This is a genomic window from Pseudomonas sp. 21LCFQ02, from assembly GCF_024129895.2.
GTDB lineage: Bacteria > Pseudomonadota > Gammaproteobacteria > Pseudomonadales > Pseudomonadaceae > Aquipseudomonas.
Window position 1 is genome coordinate 1,487,911 of the sequence record NZ_CM178749.1, and the last position, 25,272, is coordinate 1,513,182.

General features: G+C 60.3%; 22 protein-coding genes. 17 read left to right on the top strand and 5 right to left on the bottom strand.

Annotated elements, in window-relative coordinates:
* The first annotated feature begins 93 nt into the window (after positions 1-93).
* On the top strand, positions 94-1,473 hold the full coding sequence (locus tag NJC40_RS06955) for an HDOD domain-containing protein (RefSeq protein ID WP_253142738.1): 1,380 nt from the start codon (positions 94-96) through the stop codon (positions 1,471-1,473).
* Positions 1,474-1,648: 175 nt separating this feature from the next.
* On the opposite strand, the gene NJC40_RS06960 is transcribed toward NJC40_RS06955, so the two are convergent.
* On the bottom strand, positions 1,649-2,641 hold the full coding sequence (locus NJC40_RS06960) for a GGDEF domain-containing protein (protein ID WP_253142739.1): 993 nt from the start codon (positions 2,639-2,641) through the stop codon (positions 1,649-1,651).
* Positions 2,642-2,777: 136 nt separating this feature from the next.
* Complete coding sequence (gene desA / locus NJC40_RS06965) at positions 2,778-3,962, bottom strand: delta-9 fatty acid desaturase DesA (RefSeq protein WP_253117053.1); 1,185 nt, start codon at positions 3,960-3,962, stop codon at positions 2,778-2,780.
* A 155-nt stretch (positions 3,963-4,117) separates the two neighbouring features.
* On the opposite strand from desA, the gene dibA reads away from it, so the two are divergent.
* The 6 genes from dibA to NJC40_RS06995 all read left to right on the top strand — a co-directional run bounded on the left by dibA (position 4,118) and on the right by NJC40_RS06995 (position 10,380).
* Positions 4,118-6,049 (top strand): phosphodiesterase DibA, encoded by a 1,932-nt coding sequence (gene dibA / locus NJC40_RS06970; RefSeq protein WP_253142740.1) that lies wholly within the window; start codon positions 4,118-4,120, stop codon positions 6,047-6,049.
* A gap of 189 nt (positions 6,050-6,238) precedes the next feature.
* A complete protein-coding gene (gene oscA, locus NJC40_RS06975) occupies positions 6,239-6,421 on the top strand; it encodes a sulfur starvation response protein OscA (protein WP_045485807.1) in 183 nt (60 codons plus the stop codon).
* A 156-nt stretch (positions 6,422-6,577) separates the two neighbouring features.
* Complete coding sequence (locus NJC40_RS06980; protein WP_253142741.1) at positions 6,578-7,582, top strand: sulfate ABC transporter substrate-binding protein; 1,005 nt, start codon at positions 6,578-6,580, stop codon at positions 7,580-7,582.
* 97 nt (positions 7,583-7,679) lie between these two features.
* Positions 7,680-8,501, top strand: a complete 822-nt coding sequence (cysT, locus tag NJC40_RS06985; RefSeq protein WP_045485814.1) for a sulfate ABC transporter permease subunit CysT — start codon at positions 7,680-7,682, stop codon at positions 8,499-8,501.
* A 13-nt stretch (positions 8,502-8,514) separates the two neighbouring features.
* The gene (gene cysW / locus NJC40_RS06990; RefSeq protein ID WP_045485817.1) at positions 8,515-9,387 is read left to right on the top strand and encodes a sulfate ABC transporter permease subunit CysW; all 873 of its coding nucleotides are present in this window, start codon (positions 8,515-8,517) and stop codon (positions 9,385-9,387) included.
* 3 nt (positions 9,388-9,390) lie between these two features.
* On the top strand, positions 9,391-10,380 hold the full coding sequence (locus NJC40_RS06995; RefSeq protein WP_253142742.1) for a sulfate/molybdate ABC transporter ATP-binding protein: 990 nt from the start codon (positions 9,391-9,393) through the stop codon (positions 10,378-10,380).
* A gap of 68 nt (positions 10,381-10,448) precedes the next feature.
* Here NJC40_RS06995 and serA read toward each other — a convergent pair whose 3' ends face one another.
* On the bottom strand, positions 10,449-11,678 hold the full coding sequence (gene serA / locus NJC40_RS07000) for a phosphoglycerate dehydrogenase (RefSeq protein WP_045485823.1): 1,230 nt from the start codon (positions 11,676-11,678) through the stop codon (positions 10,449-10,451).
* A 198-nt stretch (positions 11,679-11,876) separates the two neighbouring features.
* On the opposite strand from serA, the gene NJC40_RS07005 reads away from it, so the two are divergent.
* The 4 genes from NJC40_RS07005 (at position 11,877) to NJC40_RS07020 (ending at position 16,229) form a co-directional block, all read left to right on the top strand.
* Positions 11,877-13,271 (top strand): D-2-hydroxyglutarate dehydrogenase, encoded by a 1,395-nt coding sequence (locus NJC40_RS07005; protein WP_253142743.1) that lies wholly within the window; start codon positions 11,877-11,879, stop codon positions 13,269-13,271.
* Between the two features lie 20 nt (positions 13,272-13,291).
* The gene (locus NJC40_RS07010) at positions 13,292-13,957 is read left to right on the top strand and encodes a fumarylacetoacetate hydrolase family protein (protein WP_045485830.1); all 666 of its coding nucleotides are present in this window, start codon (positions 13,292-13,294) and stop codon (positions 13,955-13,957) included.
* Between the two features lie 336 nt (positions 13,958-14,293).
* The gene (locus tag NJC40_RS07015; protein WP_253142744.1) at positions 14,294-15,226 is read left to right on the top strand and encodes an SdiA-regulated domain-containing protein; all 933 of its coding nucleotides are present in this window, start codon (positions 14,294-14,296) and stop codon (positions 15,224-15,226) included.
* Between the two features lie 97 nt (positions 15,227-15,323).
* Positions 15,324-16,229: an SdiA-regulated domain-containing protein gene (locus NJC40_RS07020; protein WP_253142745.1), complete on the top strand. Its 906-nt coding sequence runs from the start codon at positions 15,324-15,326 to the stop codon at positions 16,227-16,229.
* A gap of 78 nt (positions 16,230-16,307) precedes the next feature.
* Here NJC40_RS07020 and rpiA read toward each other — a convergent pair whose 3' ends face one another.
* Positions 16,308-16,979: a ribose-5-phosphate isomerase RpiA gene (gene rpiA / locus NJC40_RS07025; RefSeq protein WP_045485837.1), complete on the bottom strand. Its 672-nt coding sequence runs from the start codon at positions 16,977-16,979 to the stop codon at positions 16,308-16,310.
* Between the two features lie 154 nt (positions 16,980-17,133).
* Between rpiA and ilvA the strand changes: the two genes are divergently transcribed.
* The 4 genes from ilvA to ptsP all read left to right on the top strand — a co-directional run bounded on the left by ilvA (position 17,134) and on the right by ptsP (position 22,122).
* Positions 17,134-18,648: a threonine ammonia-lyase, biosynthetic gene (gene ilvA, locus NJC40_RS07030; RefSeq protein WP_492180513.1), complete on the top strand. Its 1,515-nt coding sequence runs from the start codon at positions 17,134-17,136 to the stop codon at positions 18,646-18,648.
* 109 nt (positions 18,649-18,757) lie between these two features.
* Complete coding sequence (locus tag NJC40_RS07035; protein ID WP_253141532.1) at positions 18,758-19,171, top strand: DUF2269 family protein; 414 nt, start codon at positions 18,758-18,760, stop codon at positions 19,169-19,171.
* Positions 19,172-19,341: 170 nt separating this feature from the next.
* Positions 19,342-19,821, top strand: a complete 480-nt coding sequence (locus tag NJC40_RS07040) for an RNA pyrophosphohydrolase (protein WP_045485847.1) — start codon at positions 19,342-19,344, stop codon at positions 19,819-19,821.
* Between the two features lie 21 nt (positions 19,822-19,842).
* Positions 19,843-22,122 (top strand): phosphoenolpyruvate--protein phosphotransferase, encoded by a 2,280-nt coding sequence (gene ptsP, locus NJC40_RS07045; protein WP_045485850.1) that lies wholly within the window; start codon positions 19,843-19,845, stop codon positions 22,120-22,122.
* 13 nt (positions 22,123-22,135) lie between these two features.
* On the opposite strand, the gene NJC40_RS07050 is transcribed toward ptsP, so the two are convergent.
* Complete coding sequence (locus tag NJC40_RS07050; protein ID WP_045485853.1) at positions 22,136-22,882, bottom strand: NRDE family protein; 747 nt, start codon at positions 22,880-22,882, stop codon at positions 22,136-22,138.
* 127 nt (positions 22,883-23,009) lie between these two features.
* Between NJC40_RS07050 and lgt the strand changes: the two genes are divergently transcribed.
* Positions 23,010-23,822: a prolipoprotein diacylglyceryl transferase gene (gene lgt / locus NJC40_RS07055; RefSeq protein ID WP_253141534.1), complete on the top strand. Its 813-nt coding sequence runs from the start codon at positions 23,010-23,012 to the stop codon at positions 23,820-23,822.
* A gap of 52 nt (positions 23,823-23,874) precedes the next feature.
* Positions 23,875-24,846, top strand: a complete 972-nt coding sequence (locus NJC40_RS07060; RefSeq protein ID WP_253141535.1) for a thymidylate synthase — start codon at positions 23,875-23,877, stop codon at positions 24,844-24,846.
* Positions 24,847-25,272 lie beyond the last annotated feature (426 nt).

Here is a 25,272-nt window from a genome sequence, read left to right on the forward strand (position 1 = left end):
GGGTTTTTTCATTTGGTGGGGGGATTTTTTCTGCATATGGCTATATCCGGACGACAGCTTTGGCTAAGGTGAACGCATCGATGTCGGAGAGTCATGATGACGGCTGTGGATTTACTTGGGGTGCCAAGGGTGTTGATCGCTGAGTCCGATCCCTGGATTCGCGAAACACTCAGCGATCTGGTCCTGAGCGTACGTGACGATGTCGAACTGGAAGTCTGTAGCGATGGCAGACAAGCCGTTGAATGGATGAAAAAACAGGTACCTGACCTGATCATTGCTGCCCGTGAATTACCTGCTATCGACGGCCTGAGCCTGTTGCGTGGCGTACGCAAGACGGGTCGGCAACCTCCGGTTCCGTTCATTCTGCTCAGTAGTCGCAGTGACAGCGCGAGCGTGCGCGAAGTACTGCCGCTGGCGCCTACGGCTTACCTGACCAAACCGCTGAACAATGAGCTGTTGCTCCAGCGCCTGCGCGGCTTGCTGGTGGAGTGCTCGACGGCTGGGCCGAGCATGCAGCCGGGCATGACCCTGGCCCTGTTTCTCGACAAGCGCCGTGAAACGGCTGACAGCGCGCCGTTATGTGTAAACGTCGAGGCTGCCCTGCAGCTGTGCCGCACCAGCAAGGGGCTGGACATCCATCTGCTTGAGCAGGAGTTGCGCAACGATCCGCACATCACTGCGGTGCTGATTGCCGCTGCCAACACCGCCGCCCAGCATCTGGGCAAGCCGGTGCAGACGCTCGGTGGTTCGCTGGCGGTGCTCGGGGCGACGCAGAGTGCGCAGATTGTCGCCGGGCTGGGCAAGAAACGGGTCGCGACCCTGAGTCATGACGGGCTGTTGGCGCGAGCCAACGACCTGTGGCTGATGTCCCAGCGTACTGCCGACTACGCACGGATTCTGGGGCGTATGCTGGAGCTCAACACCGAGCGCTGCTTCAGCGCCGGATTGTTGCAGTCGCTCGGTGAGCTGGCGGTGATTGGTTGTTTGCAGGAGTGGCTGCTGCATGGCGGCAAGCTCGATGACGACACCATCAACCAGATGCTGGAGCAGTATTCGGCAGCCTTTGGTTCTGCGCTGCGCCGACGCTGGCGTCTGCCGCTTGAACTGCGTGAGCTGATTGCAGCGGTGTATCAGTACAACACCGGGATCTTCACCCGTGAAGTGCTGGCCATGAACCTGGCCGGTGAAATGGCCCGGCTGACCGATCAGCAAAGCGTCAACCCGCTGGTCAAGTCCAAGTCGGCGCGGCTGCTCAAACTCAGCGTCGCTGACCTGCAGCGCTTGCGTAAAAAGCTCACTGGCGTAGTCGACCCGAGCCTGCTGGCGATTGTTCAGGCGGCGCAGAGCCAGGCAGAACAGCCTCCTGTGGAAGACGATCTGCCCGACCTGCTGGATCTGGCCCCGGAGCCAGAGCCGCCGGCCGAAGAGGATCCACCAGCGGTAGAGTCGAGCGACGTCCCGGAAAAACCGTAGCTGGGAATTGCTGGCTAGATGTTTCGCTGCTAAAGCAGCTCCTACTTAGGCAATATATACCCCGGTGGGAGCTAGCTTGCTAGCGAAGACGGCGGCACATTCGCAGCAGATGCTGTGGCTTTAATGGCCTCTTCACGAGCAAGCCCGTTTCCACAGAGATTTCTAGTATTGGGCCTCAGCCCAGCACGATCTGGTTCTTGCCCTGCCGTTTGGCCTGATACATCGCTTCATCGGCGCGTCCGTACAGCGCTTCCAGGCTTTGGTCGCTGTCGGTGAGGCTGGTCAGGCCCTGGCTGGCGGTGATGCCAAAGCTCTGGGCGTCATGCTGGAAGCTCAGGCGCTGGATCTCACGCTGCAGGCGCTCGGCAATCTGCAAGGCCGTGTCTGCCGCGCAACCGGGGAAAATCGCCGCGAACTCCTCGCCACCGATTCGGCCGAACAGGTCGCCACGGCGCAGCGTGGTGCGGCCGCTCTCGGCGATACGCTGCAACACCAGGTCGCCGGTCTGGTGGCCATAGGTGTCGTTGATTTTCTTGAAATCATCGATATCCAGCAGCAGGAACGACAACGGCGTGCCTTGCAGGCGGGCCAGTTCGAATTCGCGTTGGGCGCATTCGAAAAAGTGCCGACGATTGCTGCTTTGGGTCAGTACGTCAGTGGTTGCCAGGCGTTGCAGTTCATCTTCCAGGCGTTTCTTTTCGGTGATGTCTTCGGCAATACCCACCACGATCAGGCGCTGGCCAGGGTCCAGGCGCTGGCTGACAAAGCATTTGTCGCTGAGCCAGCGCACTTCACCATCGGCGCGAATGATGCGGTATTCACGATCTTCGATGGCGCCCTTGTCGATCACTTCGCTGAGGCTGCGCTCGGCATAGTTGAGGTCGTCCGGGTAGATGCTGTCGCGCCACTGGGCATAGTCGGCCAGCAGCAGGCCGGCCGAGCGGCCAAAGATCCGCTCGTAGGCAGGGCTGACATAGATCATCCGCTGGGTTTCCCAGTCGAAAGCCCAGAGCACGGCATTGACGCTGACCAGCAGGGAACTGAACAACTGCTCGCGTTCACTCAACCGGGCGACCTCGGCCTGGGCATGCATCAGCGCCAGCAGGGTTTCGGCAGCAACCGGCATGTGGGCTGACTGCATGGGTGCAGTAAGGGGCGATTTTTCCATGGGCACGTCGTCGCGAACCACGCAAAACAGTTCGCGTCGTTGGGTCTCTTGTAAGGCAATGGATAGTCGATTTGAGCGATTTTTCGCCAGAAAGTTCCATCAAGGGTGCGCCCTTGCGGGCGCACCGATCAACGGCTCACTGGGTGGCGGGACGCAGCGAATAGGTTTTGAGCTGGTTGGCGAACTCGCGCAGCGACTGGATACCGCTGGTTTCGGCCTCGTGAATCCAGACCTTCATGGCCGCCAGCATGTCCTGGCTGTTGCTGCTGGTCTTGAGCCAGATCTGTTGCAGGGCCAGGCGTTTTTCATAGATCACCTTGAGTGCCTGACTGTGCTCAAGCATGGCCTGGATACGCTGGCGGTGGTGCTCGTCGAGCAGGCTGGTTTCGCGCGACAGCAGGCGTCTGGCGCGATGGAACTGGTGGCGTACCGAGGCGTCGACATTGGCCAGTTCCTGGGTGACCAGCGGACCAATGACCTGCTTGCGGTACAGTGCCATGACCTGAAAGCGGTTGTTGAGAATCGCCGTGGCGGTGTCGCGGTCCAGCAGTTGTTTGCCGGGCACCCGGTGGGCAACCGGTGCGACGCGCTGCACCTTGGCCAGGCGCAAGGCGCTGAACACCTTGATCCATGCCCAGCCCATGTCGAACTCCCAGGGTTTGACCGACAACTTCGCCGAATTGGGGTAAGTGTGGTGGTTGTTGTGCAGTTCTTCACCACCGATGACGATGCCCCACGGGACCAGGTTGGTCGCCGCATCACGGCATTCGAAGTTGCGGTAGCCCAGCGCATGGCCCAGGCCGTTGACCACTCCGGCCGCCCAGAAGGGAATCCACATCATCTGCACTGCCCAGACGGTGATGCCCAGGACGCCGAACAGCGCCAGATCGATCACCGCCATCAGCGCGATACCCAGCAGTTTGTAACGCGAGTAGAGGTTACGCTCGATCCAGTCGTCGGGGCAGTTTTTGCCATACAGGCGCAGGGTGTCCTGGTTGCTGGCCTCGGCCCGGTACAGCTCGGCGCCCTTGAGCAGCACGGTAGACAGCCCTTTGATCACCGGGCTGTGCGGGTCGTCGACGGTTTCGCATTTGGCGTGGTGCTTGCGATGGACGGCGGTCCACTCGCGAGTGTTCTGGCCAGTGGTGAGCCACAGCCAGAAACGGAAGAAGTGTTTGAGACCTGCGTTCAGCTCCAGCGAGCGGTGCGCTGAATAGCGATGCAGATAGACGGTCACACTGATGATAGTCACGTGGGTCATGACCAGCGTGACGGCAATCAACTGCCAGACGGACAGGTCGAGTAAACCGTTGTACCCCATAGGCTGTAGTGCCCTCGCGAGTGGTGGGTGAGTAAAAAATGAACAGTGCCCATTATCTCTGAGCGGCAGCGGAAAACCAGATGTCGCAGCATGGAAGCGTCGCAGGATGTTTCTTGTTTTATAATCCTCGGCGCCTGTAAGGATATGTGTTTTTTATGACGGATTTAACGCGAAAAGCGCTGGGAGCCTCCATTTTCTATGGTTGGCTGACCTTTTTGTGGTGGCTGATTTTCGGTTATGCAGTGCCTGTATGGCTCACTGACCCGGTGTTGCTCCACCAATGGCAGCAGACGAGCGGTTACCTGTGGGTGGCGCTGACCGTCCTGGTGTTGTTCAGCTACCGTGGCTGCCTGCTCCGATGGCTGGGCGCCGACGAACTGCTGCGCCGCCAGCATGAAGACTACGATCGGCTGCGCATTGCTGCGGCGGTCTTCGACAGCACCCGTGAAGGTGTTCTGGTCACTAATGAAAAGGGCCAGATCATTCACGTCAACCGGGCGTTTGTCGACATTACCGGGTATCAGCCGGAGGAGGTGTTGGGCTTTAATCCCAGCAAGTTCAAATCCGGTCGCCACGACACAGCGTTCTACACCCGGATGTACCAGGCCATCTCCCAGGACGGGCACTGGGCTGGCGAGATCTGGAACCGGCGCAAGAGCGGCGAGGTGTACCCGCAATGGCAGAGCATCCGCGGCCTTACTGGGCGTAGCGGGCAGGTGAAGCATTTTGTCGCGGTGTTCTCCGACCTTTCAGCCATCAAGCGCTCTGAGCAGGAGCGCCTGCAACTGGCGCACTATGATGCGCTGACCGGCCTGCCGAACCGTCTGTTGTTCACTGAGCGCACCACAGAGGCGGTTGCCGCGGCGCAGGCGGTCAAGCGTGGCTGCGCAGTGCTGCTGATCGACCTGGACCATTTCAAGAATATCAATGACAGCCTCGGACACAGTCTCGGTGATCTGGTCTTGAGGTCGGTGGCTGAGCGGCTGTCCGGGCTGTTCGCCAGCAAGCTGACCCTGGCGCGCATGGGCGGTGACGAGTTTGCCCTGTTGCTCAAGGATTGCCCGCAGATGATCCAGGCGGCCGGCCTTGCTCAACAGGTGCTTGATGCCTTCAATGCGCCGTTCCTGATCGAGGGCCAGCAACTGTTCCTGACCACCAGTATCGGGATCAGCCTGTTTCCTAATGATGCGCTGTCGGCCGAACAACTGCTGCGCAATGCCGATGCCGCGCTGTTCAAGGCCAAGCGCCGCGGCCGCGAAGGTTATGCGCTGTACACCGAAGAACTGACGCTGCATGCCCAGCAACGGGTCGAACTGGCCAGTGAGTTGCGCCGCGCCATCGAACAGCAGGAACTGCGGGTTTATTACCAGCCCGTGCATGACCTGACCACGCGGCGGATCAGCGGCGTTGAGGCACTGGTGCGCTGGGAGCACCCTGAGCGCGGCATGGTCTCGCCGGGGGAGTTCATTCCGGTGGCCGAGCAGAGCGGGCTGATTGCCGATATCGATGACTGGGTGTTGCGCGCGGCCTGCACCCAGATGCGTCAGTGGCAGGCTGACGGAGTGCCGGTGTCGTTCGTGGCCGTGAACATCTCCAGTCGGCAGTTCAGCAGCGGCGATCTGGACCTGCAGGTGGCCAGGGTGCTGCAACAGACCGGGCTGGCCCCGGCGTATCTGGAGCTGGAAGTCACCGAAAGCGCGGTGATGAGCGACCCGGAACAAGCTATCGAGCAGTTGCATCGTTTGCGTGAACTGGGCCTGAGCCTGGCCATTGATGATTTTGGCACCGGCTACTCTTCGCTGTTGCGCCTCAAACGCATGCCGGTGCAAAAGCTCAAGATCGACCAGGGGTTCGTGGCCGGGCTGCCGGCTGACGACGACGATATCGCTATCGTGCAGGCAATCATTGCGCTGGCCAGAAGCATGAGCATGCAGGTGCTGGCCGAGGGCATCGAGAGCGCCGAGCAAGCGGCATTTCTATACGACAGTGGTTGTCAGCTGGGCCAGGGCTACTGGTTTGCCAGGCCGATGCCGGCGGCACAGATCGACTGGTACAAGGCGCCGGACTTCGGCCTCACACTGGTCTGAGGCAGTGACATCGGGGTGTGCAATGCGCCCCGTGATGCAGGCGGATTGTTAAATTCATTTTGGTTATATCTGCATTCTTAAATAGTCTTTTTAAGAATAACTCTGCGTATCTAATATAGCCTCAACGCCACAAGCCGTTGCTCCCCAGTCGCAACGGCGGACCCGCCACTTTTCCAAGGAGTTATGAATATGAGCGCCACTCTGCGTAGCGTTGACGGTCAGGACGAGGCAGCCATTCTGCGTGAAATCCAGAGTGCACTGCGTGATCTGCGTTTTGGTGCCGTCGAAATCACCGTGCACAACGCCCAGGTTGTGCAGATCGAGCGCAAAGAGAAATTCCGCCTGCAGAACTCCGGTAACAAACCCAGCTGATTTTCCCCGCTTTTGCTAACCCGACTGGTCAACCGGAGGGTGTCATGTTGACTCCTGTTCACCTTCCCCAAGCAACGTGCGGTATCGCTCGCGGTATCGACGCGCCAAGTACAAACCAAGAACGCCAATACTCAGTTTTTCCAGGAGCTTGATCTTATGTCCATTCGTCGTTTTGCCCTGGCCGCTCTCGCGAGCGCCGTATTCGCAGGTTCCGCCGTTGCCAAGGATTATGAGCTGCTCAACGTGTCCTACGACCCGACCCGTGAGCTGTATCAGGAATACAACGCTGAATTTATCAAGCACTGGACCTCGACCCACGCCGGTGACAAAGTCGAGATCAAGCAGTCCCACGGTGGCTCCGGCAAACAGGGCCGTGCGGTGATCGACGGTCTGCGTGCTGACGTGGTGACTCTGGCACTGGCCGGTGACATCGACGAAATCGCCAAACTGGGCAAGACCCTGCCAGAGAACTGGCAGACCAAGCTGCCTGATGCCAGCACGCCATACACCTCGACCATCGTGTTCCTGGTGCGCAAGGGCAACCCCAAGGGCATCAAGGACTGGGGGGACCTGGTCAAGGGTGATGTTTCGGTGATTACCCCGAACCCGAAAACCAGCGGCGGCGCACGCTGGAACTTCCTCGCGGCGTGGGCCTACGGCCTGAAGCAGGGCGGCGAAGAGAAGGCCAAGCAATACGTCACTGAGCTGTTCAAGCGCGTGCCAGTACTGGACACCGGTGCCCGTGGCTCGACCATCACCTTCGTCAACAACGGTCAGGGTGACGTGCTGCTGGCTTGGGAAAACGAAGCCTTCCTGGCTCTGAAAGAAGACGGCGGTGCCGACAAGTTCGAAATCGTCGTGCCTTCGCTGTCGATCCTTGCTGAGCCACCGGTGGCTGTGGTCGACAAAAACGCCGAAAGAAAGGGCAACACCGAGATTGCCACTGAATATCTCAAGCACTTGTACAGCCCGGCAGGTCAGGAAATTGCGGCAAAGAATTTCTACCGCCCGCGTAATGCCGAAGTCGCTGCGAAATTCGAGAAGCAATTCCCTAAACTTGAACTGGTAACCATCGACAAAGACTTTGGCGGCTGGAAAACTGCGCAGCCGAAATTCTTCAACGATGGCGGTGTGTTCGACCAGATCTATCAGGCGCATTGAGTCGCCACAAGGACACCGCCTCAGGGCGGTGTTCATGGTTTGGTCAAGGGGCCCGGGCTAATGCCCGGGTTTGCTGTCAGTAAAACCAGGGATTCTTATGTCGCGTCGTATATCTCCCGTCATACCCGGCTTCGGGCTGACGCTGGGCTACACCTTGGTGTACCTCAGTCTGATTGTTCTAATACCGCTGGCGGCGATGTTCATTCATGCTGCGCAGCTGACCTGGGATCAGTTCTGGACCATCATCACCGCACCACGGGTGATCGCGGCCCTGAAACTGAGTTTCGGTACGGCGTTCTACGCCGCCGTCATCAATGGTGTGATCGGCACTCTCTTGGCCTGGGTGCTGGTGCGTTACACCTTCCCGGGGCGCAAGATCATCGATGCGATGATCGACTTGCCGTTCGCCCTGCCCACGGCTGTTGCCGGTATCGCGCTGACCGCACTTTATGCACCCAATGGCTGGGTCGGGCAGTTCGCCACTGACCTGGGATTCAAGATCGCCTACACGCCGCTGGGTATTACCCTGGCGTTGACCTTCGTGACCCTGCCGTTCGTGGTGCGTACCGTACAGCCGGTGCTGGCCGACATCCCGCGTGAAGTCGAAGAAGCCGCCGCCTGTCTGGGTGCCCGCCCCTGGCAAGTGGCACGCCATGTACTGCTGCCGGCGTTACTGCCGGCCTGGCTGACCGGTTTCGCCCTGGCGTTTGCCCGTGGTGTGGGCGAGTACGGTTCGGTGATCTTCATCGCTGGCAACATGCCGATGAAGACCGAGATCCTGCCCTTGCTGATCATGGTCAAGCTCGACCAGTACGACTACACCGGCGCCACCGCCATCGGCGTGATGATGCTGGTGGTTTCCTTCATCCTGCTGCTGCTGATCAACCTGCTGCAGCGGCGTATCGAAACCCCGAACTGAGGAGCGAACCATCATGTCTCATTCGTCGGTTTCCGCCGCCAGTGCCGCCAACGACGCCCGTCGTGGCAGCCCGGTGGCCCGCCGCATCCTGATCGGCCTCGGCTGGCTGGTCTTTCTGTTGTTCCTGGCTCTGCCGCTGGTCATCGTGGTGTCCCAGGGCCTCAAGCATGGCCTGGGGACGTTCTTTGCGGCGATCTTCGAGCCTGATGCCCTGTCGGCGCTCAAGCTTACGCTGATCGCGGTACTGATCTCGGTGCCACTGAACCTGGTGTTTGGGGTGGCGGCGGCCTGGTGCGTCAGCAAGTACTCGTTCCGGGGCAAAAGTATCCTGGTCACCCTGATCGACCTGCCGTTCTCGGTGTCGCCGGTCATCGCCGGTCTGGTCTATGTGCTGATGTTCGGCGCCCAGGGCTTTTTCGGCCCCTGGCTGCAGGATCACGATATCCAGATCGTGTTTGCCCTGCCGGGTATCGTGCTGGCGACCATCTTCGTCACCGTGCCTTTCGTCGCCCGTGAACTGATCCCGCTGATGCAGGAGCAGGGCACCCAAGAGGAAGAGGCTGCGCGCCTGCTGGGTGCCAACGGCTGGCAGATGTTCTGGCACGTGACCCTGCCGAACATCAAGTGGGGGCTGATCTATGGCGTGGTGCTGTGTAGCGCGCGGGCCATGGGCGAGTTCGGTGCGGTGTCGGTGGTGTCCGGACACATCCGTGGCGTGACCAACACCTTGCCGCTGCACGTCGAGATCCTCTACAACGAATACAACCACGTCGCGGCCTTCGCGGTTGCGAGTCTGTTGCTGGTCCTGGCGCTGTTCATCCTGCTGCTCAAGCAGTGGAGCGAATCACGCATTAACCGTCTGCGCCAAAGCGCGGCGGAGGAATAAGTCATGTCGATCGAAGTCCGTAACGTCAGCAAGAACTTCAATGCCTTCAAGGCGCTGGATAGCATCAATCTGGACATCAACAGCGGCGAACTGGTGGCCTTGCTCGGCCCTTCCGGCTGCGGCAAGACCACTTTGCTGCGGATCATCGCCGGTCTGGAAACCCCGGATCAGGGCAGTATCGTGTTCCATGGCGAGGACGTGTCCAGCCATGATGTTCGTGATCGCAACGTCGGTTTTGTTTTTCAGCACTATGCGCTGTTTCGCCATATGACAGTGTTCGATAACGTCGCTTTCGGCTTGCGCATGAAGCCGCGTAACGAACGGCCCAACGAAACCCAGATCAAGGCCAAGGTTCACGAACTGCTGAACATGGTGCAACTGGACTGGCTGGCCGACCGCTACCCGGAGCAACTCTCCGGGGGGCAGCGTCAGCGAATCGCCCTGGCCCGCGCTCTGGCAGTGGAGCCCAAGGTACTGCTGCTCGACGAACCGTTCGGTGCCCTGGATGCCAAGGTGCGCAAGGAACTGCGTCGCTGGCTGGCCCGCTTGCACGAAGACATCAACCTGACTTCGGTGTTCGTGACCCACGACCAGGAAGAAGCCATGGAAGTGGCTGACCGGATCGTGGTGATGAACAAGGGCGTGATCGAACAGATCGGCTCGCCCGGTGAAGTCTACGAGTTCCCGGCCAACGACTTCGTCTATCACTTCCTGGGCGATTCAAACCGCATGAGCGTGGGTGACAGCGAACACCTGCTGTTCCGTCCCCATGAAGTGTCGTTGTCGCGCCAGGAGCTGGAAGACCACCATGCGGCCGAAGTCCGGGATATCCGCCCATTGGGCGCCACGACCCGGGTAACCCTGAAGGTGGAAGGGCAGAGCGACCTGATCGAGGCTGAAGTGGTCAAGGATCACGACAGCCTGGTGGGCCTGGCGCGTGGCGAAGTGCTGTTCTTCAAGCCCAAGGTCTGGCAGAAAGTGCCGTCGCTCTGACGCCGCACCGGTTGCCCGGCCACAAAAAAGGAGACCCGAGGGTCTCCTTTTTTATTGCGCCAGGCGGCTTAGAACAGGACGCGGCAACGAATGGTGCCTTTGATCTGTTGCAGTTTTTCCTGGGCAAGGTCCGAATATTCGGCGTCGACGTCGATGACCACGTAGCCGACCTTTTCGTTGGTCTGCAGGAACTGGCCGGAGATGTTGATGCCGTTTTCGGCGAAGACCTTGTTGATCTCGCTCAGCACGCCAGGCACGTTTTCGTGGATGTGCAGCAGGCGGTGCTTGCCAGGGTGGGCCGGCAGGGCGACTTCAGGGAAGTTGACCGACGATACCGACGTGCCGTTATCGCTGTACTTGACCAGCTTCTCGGCGACTTCCAGGCCGATGTTGGCCTGGGCTTCGGCAGTCGAGCCACCGATGTGCGGGGTCAGGATCACGTTGTCCAGGCCGCGCAGCGGGCTTTCGAAGATGTCGTCGTTCGAGCGTGGCTCGACCGGGAACACGTCGATGGCCGCGCCGATCAGGTGCTGGTCTTTGATCGCAGCAGCCAGGGCTTCCAGCTCAACCACAGTACCGCGCGCGGCGTTGATCAGGATCGCGCCCTTTTTCATGGCGCGAATTTCTTTCTCGCCGATCATCCACTGGGTGGAGGGCAGCTCGGGAACGTGCAGGGAAACGATGTCTGCCAGGCCCAGCAATTCGTTCAGGCTGGTGACCTGGGTGGCGTTGCCCAGTGGCAGTTTGGTCAGCGGGTCGAAGAAAAACACCTGCATGCCAAGGCTTTCTGCCAGAACCGACAACTGGGTGCCGATCGAGCCGTAGCCGATGATGCCCAGTTTCTTGCCACGGATTTCGAACGAGTTCGCCGCGCTCTTGATCCAGCCGCCACGGTGGCAGGAGGCGTTCTTTTCCGGGATACCGCGCAGCAGCAGAATGGCCTCGGCCAGCACCAGCTCGGCCACCGAACGGGTGTTGGAGTACGGAGCGTTGAACACGGCGATACCGCGCTCGCGGGCCGCGTCCAGGTCAACCTGGTTGGTACCGATGCAGAAGCAGCCGACAGCGACCAGTTTCTTCGCGTGATCGAAGATTTCTTCGGTCAGTTGGGTGCGCGAGCGAATACCGATGAAGTGGGCATCGGCGATCTTTTCCTTGAGCTCGGCATCGGGCAGTGACTTGGTGTGATACTCGATACTGGTATAACCAGCGGCCTTGAGCACATCGACAGCCGATTGATGGACACCTTCGAGAAGAAGGAACTTGATCTTGCTCTTGTCGAGGGAAACCTTGCTCATCTGCGTTAACCTGTATCCCGAAAAATAAATGGCACTTGAAAAAGCTTCAGCCATGCATGCAAACCGCTGTCAGAGCCTTGGCAGGCGCGTCGCATACTGGCAAGTTGGCGTCGTATGCTAGCATAACCAGCCCCTGAAACCTCATGCTTGCGCATGAATGGTTCTCAGGTTGCCCATGAATTCACCAAGAGTTGAGTCATGACCCAGACGGCCCTGATCCATGAACTCGCGGCCCTGGTCGCGCCTGCCAAAGTCCTCACCGACACCGCCTCCCTGAACACCTACGGCAAGGACTGGACCAAGCAGTTCGTGCCGGCACCGTTGGCCATTGTCCTGCCCAAGAGCATCGAGCAGGTCCAGGCCATCGTGGGCTGGGCCAACCGGCATCGTGTCGGCCTGGTGCCGTCGGGCGGGCGCACCGGGCTTTCAGCGGCGGCGGTGGCGGCCAATGGCGAGGTGGTGGTGTCCTTCGATGCCATGAATCAGGTGCTGGAGGTCAACAGCACGGATCGCACCGTGGTTTGCCAGCCGGGGGTGATCACACGCCAGTTGCAGGATCTGGCCACCGAGCACGGCCTGTATTATCCAGTGGACTTCGCTTCGTCAGGCTCCAGCCAGATCGGCGGCAACATCGGCACCAATGCCGGTGGCATCAAAGTCATTCGCTACGGCATGACCCGCAACTGGGTGACGGGCCTGAAGGTCGTTACCGGCAAGGGCGAGCTGCTGGAACTGAACAAGGACCTGCTCAAGAACGCCACCGGCTACGACCTGCGTCATCTGTTCATCGGCGCCGAAGGTACGCTGGGCTTTGTGGTCGAAGCCACCATGCGTCTGGAGCGTGCGCCGAAGAATCTCACCGCCATGGTGCTTGGCGCAGCGGATTTCGACTCGATCATGCCGGTGCTGCATGCCTTTCACGGCAAGCTGGACCTCACCGCGTTCGAGTTCTTTTCCCACGCCTCGATGAGCAAAGTGTTGGCCCGTGGCGATGTACCTGCGCCGTTTGCCACTCAGTGCCCGTTCTACGCCCTGCTGGAGTTCGAAGCCACCACCGAAGACCTGGCCAATGAGGCCCTGGCAACCTTCGAGCATTGTGTCGAGCAAGGCTGGGTCCTGGACGGGGTCATGAGCCAGAGCGAACAGCAACTGCGTAATCTGTGGAAGCTACGCGAGTACATCTCCGAAACCATCTCGCATTTCACCCCATACAAGAACGACATCTCGGTCACTGTCTCGAAAGTCCCGGCTTTCCTGGCCGAGATCGATGCCATCGTCGCCGAACACTACCCCGACTTTGAAGTGCTGTGGTACGGCCATATTGGCGACGGCAATCTGCACCTGAATATCCTCAAGCCCGAGCAGATGGACAATCAGGTGTTTTTCGACACCTGCGCCAAGGTCAATACCTGGGTGTTCGAAACCGTGCAGAAGTACAACGGCTCGATTTCTGCCGAGCACGGCGTGGGGATGACCAAACGCGACTATCTGGCGTACAGTCGTTCGCCTGCCGAAATCGAATACATGAAAGCTGTAAAGGCGGTGTTTGACCCCAACGGCATCATGAACCCCGGAAAAATTTTCGCCTTGTAACCGCGTCCCCAGGAGACCCCATGAGCTACCAGCACAAATACGTCGATGGAACGAATATCCACTTTCCGTTGGGCAAAGTGGTCTGCATCGGCCGCAACTACGCCGAGCACGCCAAGGAGCTGGGCAACCCGGTCCCCACCGAGCCCCTGATTTTCATGAAGCCTGGCAGCAGTGTGGTGCCACTGGAAGACAGTTTCAGCATCCCGGCTGACCGTGGCAGCGTCCATTACGAGGCTGAGATCGTCGTGCTGCTGGGCAAGCCGCTGAGCAAGAACCCATCGACCGAAGAAGTGCTCGACGCCATCAGTGGCTTCGCCCCCGGCCTGGACCTGACCCTGCGTGACGTGCAGTCGCGGCTGCGCGAGAAAGGCCTGCCGTGGGAACTGGCCAAATGCTTCGACGGCGCAGCAGTGATCGCGCCGTTCGTGCCTGCCGAGACCTTCCCGGACCTCACGGACATCGGCATTCGCCTGACCCTCAACGGCAAGGTCGTCCAGGACGGCAACAGCAGCCTGATGCTCAACCCTATCGTGCCGATGATCCAGCACATGGCGGCCAACTTCTCGCTGCAGGCCGGTGACATCATCATGACCGGCACCCCGGCGGGTGTGGGTCCATTCCAGGCCGGCGACCAGATCGTACTGGAGCTGGACGGCCAGGCTCGTTATGAGAGCACCGTGCGTTAAATCGGCTGCGACATAAAATGAAACCGCCTTTGGGCGGTTTTTTTGTGTCATGACAACGCTGCGTGGTTATTGTTCGCGTTTTTTTCACAACTGATCTGGATAATCCTTCCGACCCCAAGGGGTGCCTCCTAAAAACGTAGGCGAGGCAGTCAGCGCAAGGCAGAAACAGGCGGGGCGGCGGCGTTTACGAGTTGTAAATGAGCATGCCGAGCCTGTTTTTAACGCAGCGATGGCGCGCGTAGCGCCGCAGGCGTCCAGCCAGCAGGCAGTTTTTAGAGGTGCCCAAGGATCGGGGTGTCGAGTCAAGCGCTGTTCCGTCCCGATCAGGAGCCATCAATGGCCATTCCGTCGTCTTCGTTGTCTAGAGTACCTGCCGCCGCGCCGCGTCGTTTCTGGTCGCGGTGGTATAGCGGCGTGCTGCTGGCATTGGCCATTGCTTACGGTGTTGCCTACGCCATGCATTGGGATGACCGCGCCGTGCTGCTGGTGCAGGAAGCGCTGCAGAGCAAGGACGAGCGCAATGCCAGCGTCTGGTTGCCGGACTACAAGGTCACCATCGATGCCAAGGTGCTGCCAGGCATGGCTGATGATGAGGCCAGCGACCTGGCCTATAACCCGGTCACGCGAACGTTGTTCGCGGTGATGGGCAAGAATCCGTTTCTGGTCGAACTGAGCCTCAAGGGCGACGTGCTGCGCAAAATCCCCATGGAAGGCTGGAGCAACCCGGAAGGGCTGACAGTCCTGAGCAATGGTCTGGTGGCCATTACCGACGAGCGCCAACAGTTGCTGAGCATCATCAAGGTCGATGCGGATACCACGCGCCTGCGTCTGGTCGATGCGGTCAAATATGACCTTGGCCACACCGAGAAGAAGAACAAGGGCTTCGAAGGCGTGATCTGGGACGCGAAGCGCCAGCAATTGCTGCTCGGCCAGGAGCGCCCGGCGGCGATGTTCAGCTGGAAAAGCGATGGCAGTGCGCTGCTGGCTGGTGAAAAACAGCGTCTTGAGCAGTACGACCTCGACGTGCGCAACCTCTCGGCACTGAGCGTCGACCCACGCACCGGTCACGTTCTGGTGCTGTCTGCCGACTCGCACCTGCTGCTGGAGCTGGACGAGCAGGGTCGGCAGGTCAGCTTCATGAGCCTGCTGGGTGGCGTGAACGGTCTGAAAGACACCATTCCTCGTGCCGAAGGCGTCGCGATCGACGAACAGGGCACGGTGTATATGGTCAGTGAGCCGAACCTGTTCTATTCCTTCAGCAACAAGTAACTTTCCTCTCGAGGTCTGTATGGCAATCTGCTGTCATTAAGGATAGCTTCAGATTGCCGTGTTCTAATGCCCTCCCTCCTGTTCAAGAGTCATCGCAATGCGTCGTTTCATCCGTCTGCAACTGTTGATTGTCGTTGTATTGCTGTTGGCTGCCCTGGCATTTTTGGCCAATCGTGAGTTTCGTCTGGTCGAGCGTGCGACCTTCAACTGGAATCTGTTCTGGCAATCGGAATCGACCGCTGCCATTGGCCTGAGCGAGTATCGGGTGGTGATTGAAGGCAAGGTCATCGAGGGCCTGGAAGATGATGTCTCGGCACTGAGCTACGATCCTGACCGTAAGACCCTGTTTACCGTGACCAACCAGAACAGCGAGCTGGTCGAGTTGAGCCTCGATGGCCGGATTGTTCGGCGCATTCATCTGGATGGGTTTGGTGATGCCGAAGCCGTCGAATATATCCGTCCGGGGGTCTATGTCATCAGTGACGAGCGCCGCCAGCGGCTGATCCAGGTGCAGGTCAATGACGACACCCGCAGCCTTGACGCGGCCCAGGCCGAAACCCTGACCCTGGACTTCAATGCCGGTAATAACAAAGGCTTTGAGGGGCTGGCTTACGACACCAAGGGCCAGCGGCTGTTTGTCGCCAAAGAGCGCGACCCGGTGCAGATCATCGAAGTACGCGGCTTTCCCAAGCTGCAGCCCGACACGCCGACGTCCCTGGAAGTGATCTCCAACCGCCAGCGCGATGCCGGAATCTTCGTCCGTGATCTGTCCAGCCTGCAGTTCGATGAGCGCAGCGGCCACCTGCTGGCGCTGTCAGATGAGTCGCGACAGATCCTGGAACTGGACATCGAAGGCCGCCCGGTGGGCAGCAGCTCGCTGAAAAAAGGCCAGATGGGCCTGAGCAAGACCGTGCCACAGGCTGAGGGCATCGCCATGGATGATGCGGGCACGCTGTACCTGGTCAGTGAGCCGAATCTGTTTTATGTGTTTCGTAAACCTTAAACGAGCGCGTTGTGCGGCCTATGAAACTGCCAAAACGCGTTGAGGCTCGCAGGCGCTTTAACCCCTGCGAGCATCCTGTCAGCGGCTCAGGCTTTTGACACCTTCGGCAGTCCCGAGCAGCAACAGGTCGGCCGGGCGGGCGGCGAACAGGCCGTTGGTGACCACGCCGACAATGGCGTTGATCTGGCTTTCGAGTTCTACCGGGTTGGTGATGCTCAGGTTATGCACGTCGAGGATGATGTTGCCGTTGTCGGTCAGCACGCCTTCACGGTACACCGGGTCGCCGCCCAGCTTGACCAGTTCACGGGCCACGTGGCTGCGGGCCATGGGGATGACTTCGACTGGCAGTGGGAACGCGCCCAGCACAGGGACCAGCTTGCTGCCATCGGCAATACAGATGAAGGTCTTGGCCACGGCGGCAACGATCTTCTCGCGGGTCAGGGCGGCGCCGCCACCTTTGATCAGGTTCAGGTGCTCGTCGCTTTCATCGGCGCCGTCGATGTAAAACTCCAGGTCGCTGACGGTATTGAGTTCATAGACCGGAATGCCGTGGCCTTTCAAGCGTGCAGCGGTGGCCTCGGAGCTGGCGACAGCGCCGTCGAAGGCGACTTTGTGTTTGGCCAGGGCATCGATAAAGCAGTTGGCGGTGGAGCCGGTGCCGACACCGATGATGCTCTTCTTGTCGATTTTGGGAAGGATGAAATCGACGGCGGCCTGGGCGACGGCCTGTTTGAGTTGATCTTGGGTCATGCGGGCTCCACGGTGCCGAATTTGGAAAAAGTGTCAAAAGGGCTGCCATTATAACGATGGCCGCATGGTAAAGCCCTGTCATTCGTATGGTCGTGCGTCGGGAGCAGGAGTTAAACTCCACGACCTTGCCACTTTGGTCTGTGATGTCGCCGCGATGCTTGAACACTACGTCAAGAAGATCCTCACCTCCCGCGTCTACGACGTGGCCATCGAAACCCCGCTGCAGGGGGCTCGCCAGCTGTCTGAGCGGCTCGGCAACCAGATCCTGCTCAAGCGCGAAGACCTGCAGCCGGTTTTCTCCTTCAAGATTCGCGGCGCCTACAACAAGCTGGCGCAACTGAGCGCGGCAGAGACCGCCCGTGGCGTGGTCACCGCCTCAGCCGGCAACCATGCCCAGGGCCTGGCCCTGGCGGCGCGGGAGCTGGGCATCAAGGCGGTGATCGTGATGCCCAAGACCACCCCGGAAATCAAGGTCGAGGGCGTGCGCTCGCGCGGTGGCCAGGTGGTGCTGCATGGCGACTCGTTCCCGGAGGCGTTGGCCCATTCATTGCGGCTGGTTGAGGAGCAGGGGCTGGTCTATGTCCACCCCTATGACGACCCCGACACCATCGCCGGGCAAGGCACCGTGGCCATGGAGATCCTGCGCCAGCACCCTGGCCAACTGGACGCGATCTTTGTCCCGGTCGGTGGCGGCGGGCTGATCGCCGGCATTGCCGCGTACGTGAAATACCTGCGCCCGGAAATCAAAATCATCGGCGTCGAACCGGACGACTCCAACTGCCTGCAAGCCGCCCTGGCTGCTGGCGAGCGGGTGGTGCTCAACCAGGTCGGGCTGTTTGCCGATGGCGTGGCGGTGGCGCAGATCGGTCAGCATACCTTTGAGGTCTGCCGGCACTACGTCGACGAAGTGATCACCGTCAGCAGCGACGAAATCTGCGCGGCGATCAAGGACATCTACGACGACACCCGCTCGATCACCGAACCTGCCGGTGCGCTGGGCGTGGCGGGCATCAAGAAGTACGTCGAGCAACGCGGTATCAGCGGCCAGACCCTGGTGGCCATCGACTCCGGGGCCAATATCAACTTCGACCGCCTGCGCCATGTCGCCGAGCGCGCCGAGCTGGGTGAAGGCCGCGAAGCCATCATTGCGGTGACCATCCCGGAGCGGCCCGGCAGCTTCAAGGCGTTCTGTGAAGCGATCGGCAAACGGCAGATCACCGAATTCAACTACCGCTACCACACCGACCGCGAGGCGCACATTTTCGTTGGCGTGCAGACCCACCCGGAGCGCGACCCGCGCAGCGCGCTGATCGCCAGCCTGAGCGAACAAGGCTTTCCGGTGGTCGACCTGACCGACAACGAACTGGCCAAGCTGCACATCCGCCACATGGTCGGCGGGCACTCGGAGCGGGTCAGCGACGAAGTGGTGCTGCGCTTCGAATTTCCCGAGCGGCCGGGCGCGCTGTTCAACTTTTTGAATAAACTGGGCGGACGCTGGACCATTTCGATGTTCCACTACCGCAACCATGGCGCAGCCGATGGCCGGGTAGTGGCGGGGCTGGTGGTGCCTGCCGAAGAGCGGCATCTGGTTGGCCAGGCGCTGAACGAAATCGGCTATCCACATTGGGATGAGACCGATAACCCGGCTTACCGGCTATTTCTAGGCTAAAGGTATTCTCGTAGCTGCTCTTGTAGGCGCTGCTCGTAGGAGCTGCTTTAGCAGCGAACAAAACTGCACAGATAAATCCGCTCCTGCATCGCTCAAAGGAGGTCGCTTCATGGACACCCTGATCGCTCTGAAAACCCTGCACATTACCGCGCTGCTGGCTGCGCTGGCTTGCGCCGCCGGGCTGGCCGTCTGGCTGATTCGGGGGCGGCGGGCCGGCAATCTGCTGATTCATGAACGTCTGCTGCAACGCCCGTTATTATGGGCCTGGCTGGGCATGGCGGTAAGCCTGGCCATTTTGCCGTTCAGCGGCTGGTGGCTGGTCCATGGTCTGGGCCTTTCACTGGGGCAGGGCTGGATTCTGTCCAGCAGCCTGCTTTATAGCGGCGGCATCATTGCCTGGGCATGGCTGGTGCTGCGCCTGACGAGAGCAGCGGCTAAACAGCGCTTCACCTTGGTCCTGGCTGCCGTTGCCGCCCTGTGTTTTATCGCCATGGCGCTGCTGTTGATCGTCCGTCCGGGCTGAGTCGCAGGCTCGCGGGCAGCGTTGAGAGCCGGTTAGCCCCTGAAAATACTGAAAAAAGCATCAATCAATACGCGCTTTTCACAAGACTTCAGATAAGGTGTCAAGGCTCGTTGCTGGTTTGAGGGGCTTTGTGGAACAATGCGGCGACATGCGTTTGCGAGGTTGTTGCCGTGATCGACCCCGATGGTTTCCGTCCTAATGTCGGGATTATTCTGACAAACGATGCTGGTCAGGTCCTATGGGCTCGGCGTATTAACCAAGATGCCTGGCAGTTTCCCCAAGGTGGTATCAACCCCCAGGAAACGCCAGAAGACGCGCTGTATCGCGAGTTGAACGAAGAAGTGGGTCTGGAGCGCGATGACGTTGAAATTCTCGCCTGTACCCGTGGCTGGTTGCGTTATCGCCTGCCGCAGCGCCTGGTTCGTACCCATAGCCAGCCGCTGTGCATCGGCCAGAAGCAAAAATGGTTTCTCCTGCGCCTGATCTCCAACGAGCAACGGGTGCGGATGGATTTGACCGGTAAACCGGAGTTCGATGGCTGGCGCTGGGTCAGTTATTGGTACCCGCTGGGCCAGGTGGTGACATTCAAGCGCGAGGTGTATCGGCGCGCACTCAAAGAGCTTGCCCCGCGCCTGCTGGCGCGTGACTGACACGGAGTTCGACCCCGAGCCATGCTCAATACGCTGCGCAAGATCGTCCAGGAAGTTAACTCCGCCAAGGATCTCAAGGCGGCGTTGGGCATTATTGTGTTGCGTGTCAAGGAGGCCATGGGCAGCCAGGTCTGTTCGGTCTACCTGCTTGATCCGGAGACCAACCGCTTTGTACTGATGGCCTCCGAAGGCCTCAACAAGCGCTCCATCGGCAAGGTCAGCATGGCCCCCAACGAAGGTCTGGTCGGCCTGGTCGGTACCCGGGAAGAGCCGCTGAACCTCGAAGACGCCGCTGCTCACCCCCGTTACCGCTACTTTGCCGAGACCGGCGAAGAGCGTTACGCCTCATTCCTCGGCGCACCGATCATCCACCACCGGCGTGTGGTCGGGGTGCTGGTGATCCAGCAAAAGGAGCGTCGCCAGTTCGACGAAGGCGAAGAAGCCTTCCTGGTCACCATGAGCGCGCAGCTGGCCGGGGTTATCGCCCATGCTGAAGCCACCGGCTCGATTCGTGGTCTGGGCCGTCAGGGCAAAGGTATTCAGGAAGCCAAGTTCGTCGGTGTCGCCGGTTCGCCCGGCGCTGCCGTCGGCGTGGCGCTGGTCAGGCTGCCGCCGGCAGACCTTGATGTCGTGCCGGACAAGACCGTCACCGACATCGATGCCGAGCTGGCACTGTTCCAGAACGCCCTCGAAGGCGTGCGTAACGACATGCGCACCCTGTCGGCCAAGCTGGCCACCCAGCTGCGCCCTGAAGAGCGGGCGCTGTTCGACGTCTACCTGATGATGCTCGACGACGCTGCGCTGGGCAGTGAAGTGACCAATATCATCAAGACCGGCCAGTGGGCACAAGGCGCCTTGCGTGCGGTGGTCACCGAGCACGTCAACCGCTTCGAGCTGATGGACGACGCCTATCTGCGCGAGCGCGCCTCGGACGTCAAGGATCTGGGCCGGCGTCTGCTGGCCTACCTGCAAGAAGCGCGGCAACAGGCGCTGGTCTACCCCGACAACACCATTCTGGTCAGTGAAGAACTGACCCCGGCCATGCTCGGTGAAGTGCCCGAGGGCAAACTGGTCGGTCTGGTCTCGGTCATGGGCTCGGGTAACTCCCATGTGGCGATTCTGGCGCGGGCCATGGGCATTCCCACGGTCATGGGCCTGGTCGACTTCCCGTATTCGAAAGTCGACGGTATCGACCTGATCGTCGATGGCCACCATGGTGAGGTTTACACCAACCCCAGCGATATCCTGCGCAAACAGTTCAGCGTGGTGGTCGAAGAAGAGCGCCAGCTGTCCCAAGACCTCGACGGCCTGCGCGAGCTGCCTTGCGTGACCCTCGATGGCCACCGCATGCCGCTGTGGGTCAACACCGGTCTGCTGGCCGATGTGGCCCGTGCCCAGCAGCGTGGCGCCGAAGGCGTCGGGCTGTACCGCACCGAAGTGCCGTTCATGATCAACCAGCGCTTCCCCAGCGAGAAAGAACAGCTGGCGATCTACCGCGAACAGCTATCAGCCTTCCACCCGTTGCCGGTGACCATGCGCAGCCTGGATATCGGCGGTGACAAGGCGCTGTCCTACTTCCCGATCAAGGAAGAGAACCCGTTCCTGGGCTGGCGCGGCATCCGCGTCACCCTCGACCATCCGGAAATCTTCCTGGTCCAGACCCGCGCCATGCTCAAGGCCAGCGAGGGCCTGAACAACCTGCGCATCCTGCTGCCGATGATTTCCAGCACCCACGAAGTGGAAGAGGCGTTGCACCTGATCCACCGCGCCTGGGGCGAGGTGCGCGACGAAGGCGCTGACGTGCCGATGCCGCCGGTCGGGGTGATGATTGAAGTGCCGGCAGCGGTTTATCAAGCTCGTGATCTGGCGCGCCAGGTGGACTTCCTTTCGGTGGGCTCCAACGACCTGACTCAATACCTGCTGGCGGTAGACCGTAACAACCCGCGGGTGGCTGACCTCTATGACTACCTGCACCCGGCGGTCCTGCAAGCCCTGCAAAGCGTCGTGCGTGACGCTCATGCCGAAGGCAAGACCGTGAGTATCTGCGGTGAAATGGCTGGCGACCCGGCAGCGGCGGTGCTCTTGATGGCGATGGGCTTTGACAGCTTGTCGATGAACGCCACCAACCTGCCCAAGGTCAAGTGGATGCTGCGTCAGGTGCAACAGAGCAAAGCCCAGGAGCTGCTGGCGCAACTGATGCAGAACGACAACCCGCAGGTCATCAGCAGCTCGTTGCAGCTGGCTCTGCGCAATCAGGGACTGGGTCGCATGCTCAATCCGGGCTCGGTCAAAGGTCATTGACCCTGCGCAGCGCCTACACGCTGATATCCACATCGCCCAACCTCGCACCAAACGGCCCGAAACTGCGCTCGATTATCCGTTGTTGCCCATCCGCGCTAACGATCAGTACGGTACTCGCCCGTGTCCCATAGTTACCGCTGGTGATAAACACGCTCGACAGCAAGATTTCCGTCTGCAAGCCAACCCCGGTGTCCGGCAATTGAGCCTGCGGCGCGGGTTCGGCATCGGCCAGTAATTTCAGCAGTCGTTCTGGCTGGGGGTCATGCAGATTGCCCTCCAGCGCCGCCCGAGCCTTGCGCAGCTTGGGCCAGGGTGTATCCAGCCGGGCATTGGATAACCCGTAGACCCCCGCTTGCAGACATACAGGCTGCGCCTCTTGCGAGTTCAGGTAGTGCAACTCGTCGAGCGTGCCAGCCAGCAGATTGAAGCCACTGTATTGCCCGGCACGCGCCGCGACATCAGCCAGATACTGCGCAGGCGACTGGCTGCCGGCCAGATAATCTGCAACCAGTTCGCCCCGCGAGCGATGGCCCAATGGCTGGTCGGGGTCGCGGATATTGGTCAGCGCGGCAAACCGCCCGTTTGCCGTTATGCCCAGCCAGGTCCCGCCGGCCTCCAGGTCGCGGCCGGCATGAATCCCGTCGGTAGCTTCCCATACCGCCAGTGGCCGGGCAGGGCGGGCATAAAATTCGTCACGGTTGGCGGCTACAATCAATGGCTGCGCGTGGCCGGGGCGCCAGGCGAACACAATCAGACACATACGTCGCTCCTTTGGAAGATGAAACTGTAGCCATCTTCAGACGGTCGCGGCTAGAGCGTCACGCCATGCTCCGGTAACATGCCCGGCTTATTAAGTTGCCAGAACGGCATCTCACCAAGGAGTCGCAATGCTGCCTTACCCGCAGATTGACCCGGTAGCGGTATCCCTCGGACCGCTGCAAATTCACTGGTACGGTTTGATGTATCTGGTTGGTATCGGCGGCGCCTGGTGGCTGCTGTTGCGTCGGGTCAATGCGTTCGACCCGAGCTGGACCAAAGAAAAAGTCTCCGACCTGATTTTCTGGCTGGCCATGGGCGTGATTGTCGGTGGGCGGCTGGGTTACGTGCTGTTCTACGATCTGTCGACCTACCTGGCCAACCCGCTGCTGATTTTCGAAGTGTGGAAAGGCGGCATGGCCTTTCATGGCGGCTTCATCGGCGTGATGATCGCGGCCTGGTGGTTTGGCAAGCGCAACGGCAAGACCTTTTTCCAGTTGATGGACTTCGTCGCACCGGTGGTGCCGATCGGCCTGGGGGCCGGGCGTATCGGTAACTTCATCAACGCCGAACTGTGGGGCAAGGCGACCGACGTACCGTGGGCCATGGTCTTCCCGCCGTTCAGCGACCCGGCCCAACTGGCGCGCCATCCGTCACAGTTGTACCAGTTCGCGCTGGAGGGTGTGGCGCTGTTCATCATCCTCAACCTGTATATCCGCAAGCCACGTCCGACCATGGCGGTGTCCGGCATGTTCGCCATGTTCTACGGCATCTTCCGCTTTATCGTCGAATTCGTGCGTATGCCCGACGCGCAACTGGGCTATCTGGCCTGGGGCTGGGTCACCATGGGGCAGATCCTCAGCCTGCCGATGATCATCGCAGGCGCCGTCATGATCTGGCTGGCCTACAAGCGCGCCCCGGCGGCCCACAAGGCAGACGTCTAATACTGAAACGCCGGGCCTGGTTGCCCGGCGTGTTCATTCAAGCAGGTGATTTATGAAGCAATATCTGGAACTCGTCGCCCACGTGATCAAACACGGGACCTTGCAGGCCAACCGTACCGGGGTGAATACCATCAGCTTCCCCGGCGCGATGCTGCGTTTTGACCTGCAGGAAGGTTTCCCGGCGATCACCACCCGGCGCCTGGCATTCAAGGCCGCCATCGGCGAGATGGTCGGTTTCCTGCGCGGGGTGAACAACGCTGCCGAGTTCCGCGCGCTGGGCTGCAAGGTCTGGGATCAGAATGCCAACGAAAATGCCCAATGGCTGAACAACCCGTTCCGCCAGGGTGAAGACGACCTGGGCGAGATTTACGGCGTGCAGTGGCGCAAATGGCCGGCCTACAAGCGCATCGCCGCCAGCAACAGCGCCGCCATCGAGCGGACCCTGGCCCAGGGCTACCGGCAGATCGCCGAGTCCGAAGAGGACGGCCAACCGTTCGTGGTGCTGTACAAGGCCATCGACCAGATCCGTCAGTGTGTCGACACCATCATCAACGACCCCGGCAGCCGCCGCATTCTGTTCCACGGCTGGAACTGCGCCCAGCTGGACGAAATGGCCCTGCCGCCGTGCCATCTGCTGTACCAGTTGCACCCCAACCCGCAGACCCGGGAAATCTCCCTGACCCTTTACATCCGCTCCAATGACCTGGGTCTGGGCACGCCCTTCAACCTGGCCGAGGGCGCTGCGCTGCTGAGCCTGATTGGCCGCCTGACCGGCTACACACCGCGCTGGTTCACCTACTTCATCGGCGACGCCCATGTGTACGAGAACCACCTGGACATGCTCAACGAGCAGCTCAGCCGCGAGCCGTACGCGCTGCCGAAACTGGTGATCTCCGACCGTGTGCCGGACTTTGCCAAGACCGGCGTGTACCAGCCCGAGTGGCTGGAACTGATCGAGCCGTCTGACTTTACTCTTGAAGGCTACCAGCACCATGCGCCGTTGACGGCGCCGATGGCGGTGTAGGGCCTGCGCCAGCCTTGCATCAACGCCAACTTAAAACTGACCCACCCCGGATCATTCGGGTATACGGTTCTGGCGGATCACGCCGGCTTTGCGTTTACGCAGGCGGCCTGATGGCCCGTGCGTGAATCACCGTAGCATTGAGTTCTGACGCAGGTGCTTTCCAGGCGAGTCGGGCCTCAGATGAAATGGTCTTAGGCCCGGCATCGCGGGCCTACGCTTCATCTGAAATGGTTAATCCTCACTTTCCACAATGGGATTCACCTTGTATCACTCGGGTCGTGACGCTATAGTGGCCGTGCGGGAAATAAGAGCAGGGCTCCGAGATCATCAGGCGAAATTGGATCTGGAGTGTGGATTGCACGGAGACGCCATCCGTGTGGTAGCGGCATCAGACCTCGGTCTGTTGGCATGTGACCCAGCCCTTTG

Excerpts from the sequence above, each read along its gene's own strand:
- NJC40_RS06955 (WP_253142738.1), top strand. The coding sequence starts at position 94 with ATGATGACGGCTGTGGATTTACTTGGGGTGCCAAGGGTGTTGATCGCT.
- NJC40_RS06960 (WP_253142739.1), bottom strand. The coding sequence starts at position 2,641 with ATGGAAAAATCGCCCCTTACTGCACCCATGCAGTCAGCCCACATGCCG.
- desA (WP_253117053.1), bottom strand. The coding sequence starts at position 3,962 with ATGGGGTACAACGGTTTACTCGACCTGTCCGTCTGGCAGTTGATTGCC.
- dibA (WP_253142740.1), top strand. The coding sequence starts at position 4,118 with ATGACGGATTTAACGCGAAAAGCGCTGGGAGCCTCCATTTTCTATGGT.
- oscA (WP_045485807.1), top strand. The coding sequence starts at position 6,239 with ATGAGCGCCACTCTGCGTAGCGTTGACGGTCAGGACGAGGCAGCCATT.
- NJC40_RS06980 (WP_253142741.1), top strand. The coding sequence starts at position 6,578 with ATGTCCATTCGTCGTTTTGCCCTGGCCGCTCTCGCGAGCGCCGTATTC.
- cysT (WP_045485814.1), top strand. The coding sequence starts at position 7,680 with ATGTCGCGTCGTATATCTCCCGTCATACCCGGCTTCGGGCTGACGCTG.
- cysW (WP_045485817.1), top strand. The coding sequence starts at position 8,515 with ATGTCTCATTCGTCGGTTTCCGCCGCCAGTGCCGCCAACGACGCCCGT.
- NJC40_RS06995 (WP_253142742.1), top strand. The coding sequence starts at position 9,391 with ATGTCGATCGAAGTCCGTAACGTCAGCAAGAACTTCAATGCCTTCAAG.
- serA (WP_045485823.1), bottom strand. The coding sequence starts at position 11,678 with ATGAGCAAGGTTTCCCTCGACAAGAGCAAGATCAAGTTCCTTCTTCTC.
- NJC40_RS07005 (WP_253142743.1), top strand. The coding sequence starts at position 11,877 with ATGACCCAGACGGCCCTGATCCATGAACTCGCGGCCCTGGTCGCGCCT.
- NJC40_RS07010 (WP_045485830.1), top strand. The coding sequence starts at position 13,292 with ATGAGCTACCAGCACAAATACGTCGATGGAACGAATATCCACTTTCCG.
- NJC40_RS07015 (WP_253142744.1), top strand. The coding sequence starts at position 14,294 with ATGGCCATTCCGTCGTCTTCGTTGTCTAGAGTACCTGCCGCCGCGCCG.
- NJC40_RS07020 (WP_253142745.1), top strand. The coding sequence starts at position 15,324 with ATGCGTCGTTTCATCCGTCTGCAACTGTTGATTGTCGTTGTATTGCTG.
- rpiA (WP_045485837.1), bottom strand. The coding sequence starts at position 16,979 with ATGACCCAAGATCAACTCAAACAGGCCGTCGCCCAGGCCGCCGTCGAT.
- ilvA (WP_492180513.1), top strand. The coding sequence starts at position 17,134 with ATGCTTGAACACTACGTCAAGAAGATCCTCACCTCCCGCGTCTACGAC.
- NJC40_RS07035 (WP_253141532.1), top strand. The coding sequence starts at position 18,758 with ATGGACACCCTGATCGCTCTGAAAACCCTGCACATTACCGCGCTGCTG.
- ptsP (WP_045485850.1), top strand. The coding sequence starts at position 19,843 with ATGCTCAATACGCTGCGCAAGATCGTCCAGGAAGTTAACTCCGCCAAG.
- NJC40_RS07050 (WP_045485853.1), bottom strand. The coding sequence starts at position 22,882 with ATGTGTCTGATTGTGTTCGCCTGGCGCCCCGGCCACGCGCAGCCATTG.
- lgt (WP_253141534.1), top strand. The coding sequence starts at position 23,010 with ATGCTGCCTTACCCGCAGATTGACCCGGTAGCGGTATCCCTCGGACCG.
- NJC40_RS07060 (WP_253141535.1), top strand. The coding sequence starts at position 23,875 with ATGAAGCAATATCTGGAACTCGTCGCCCACGTGATCAAACACGGGACC.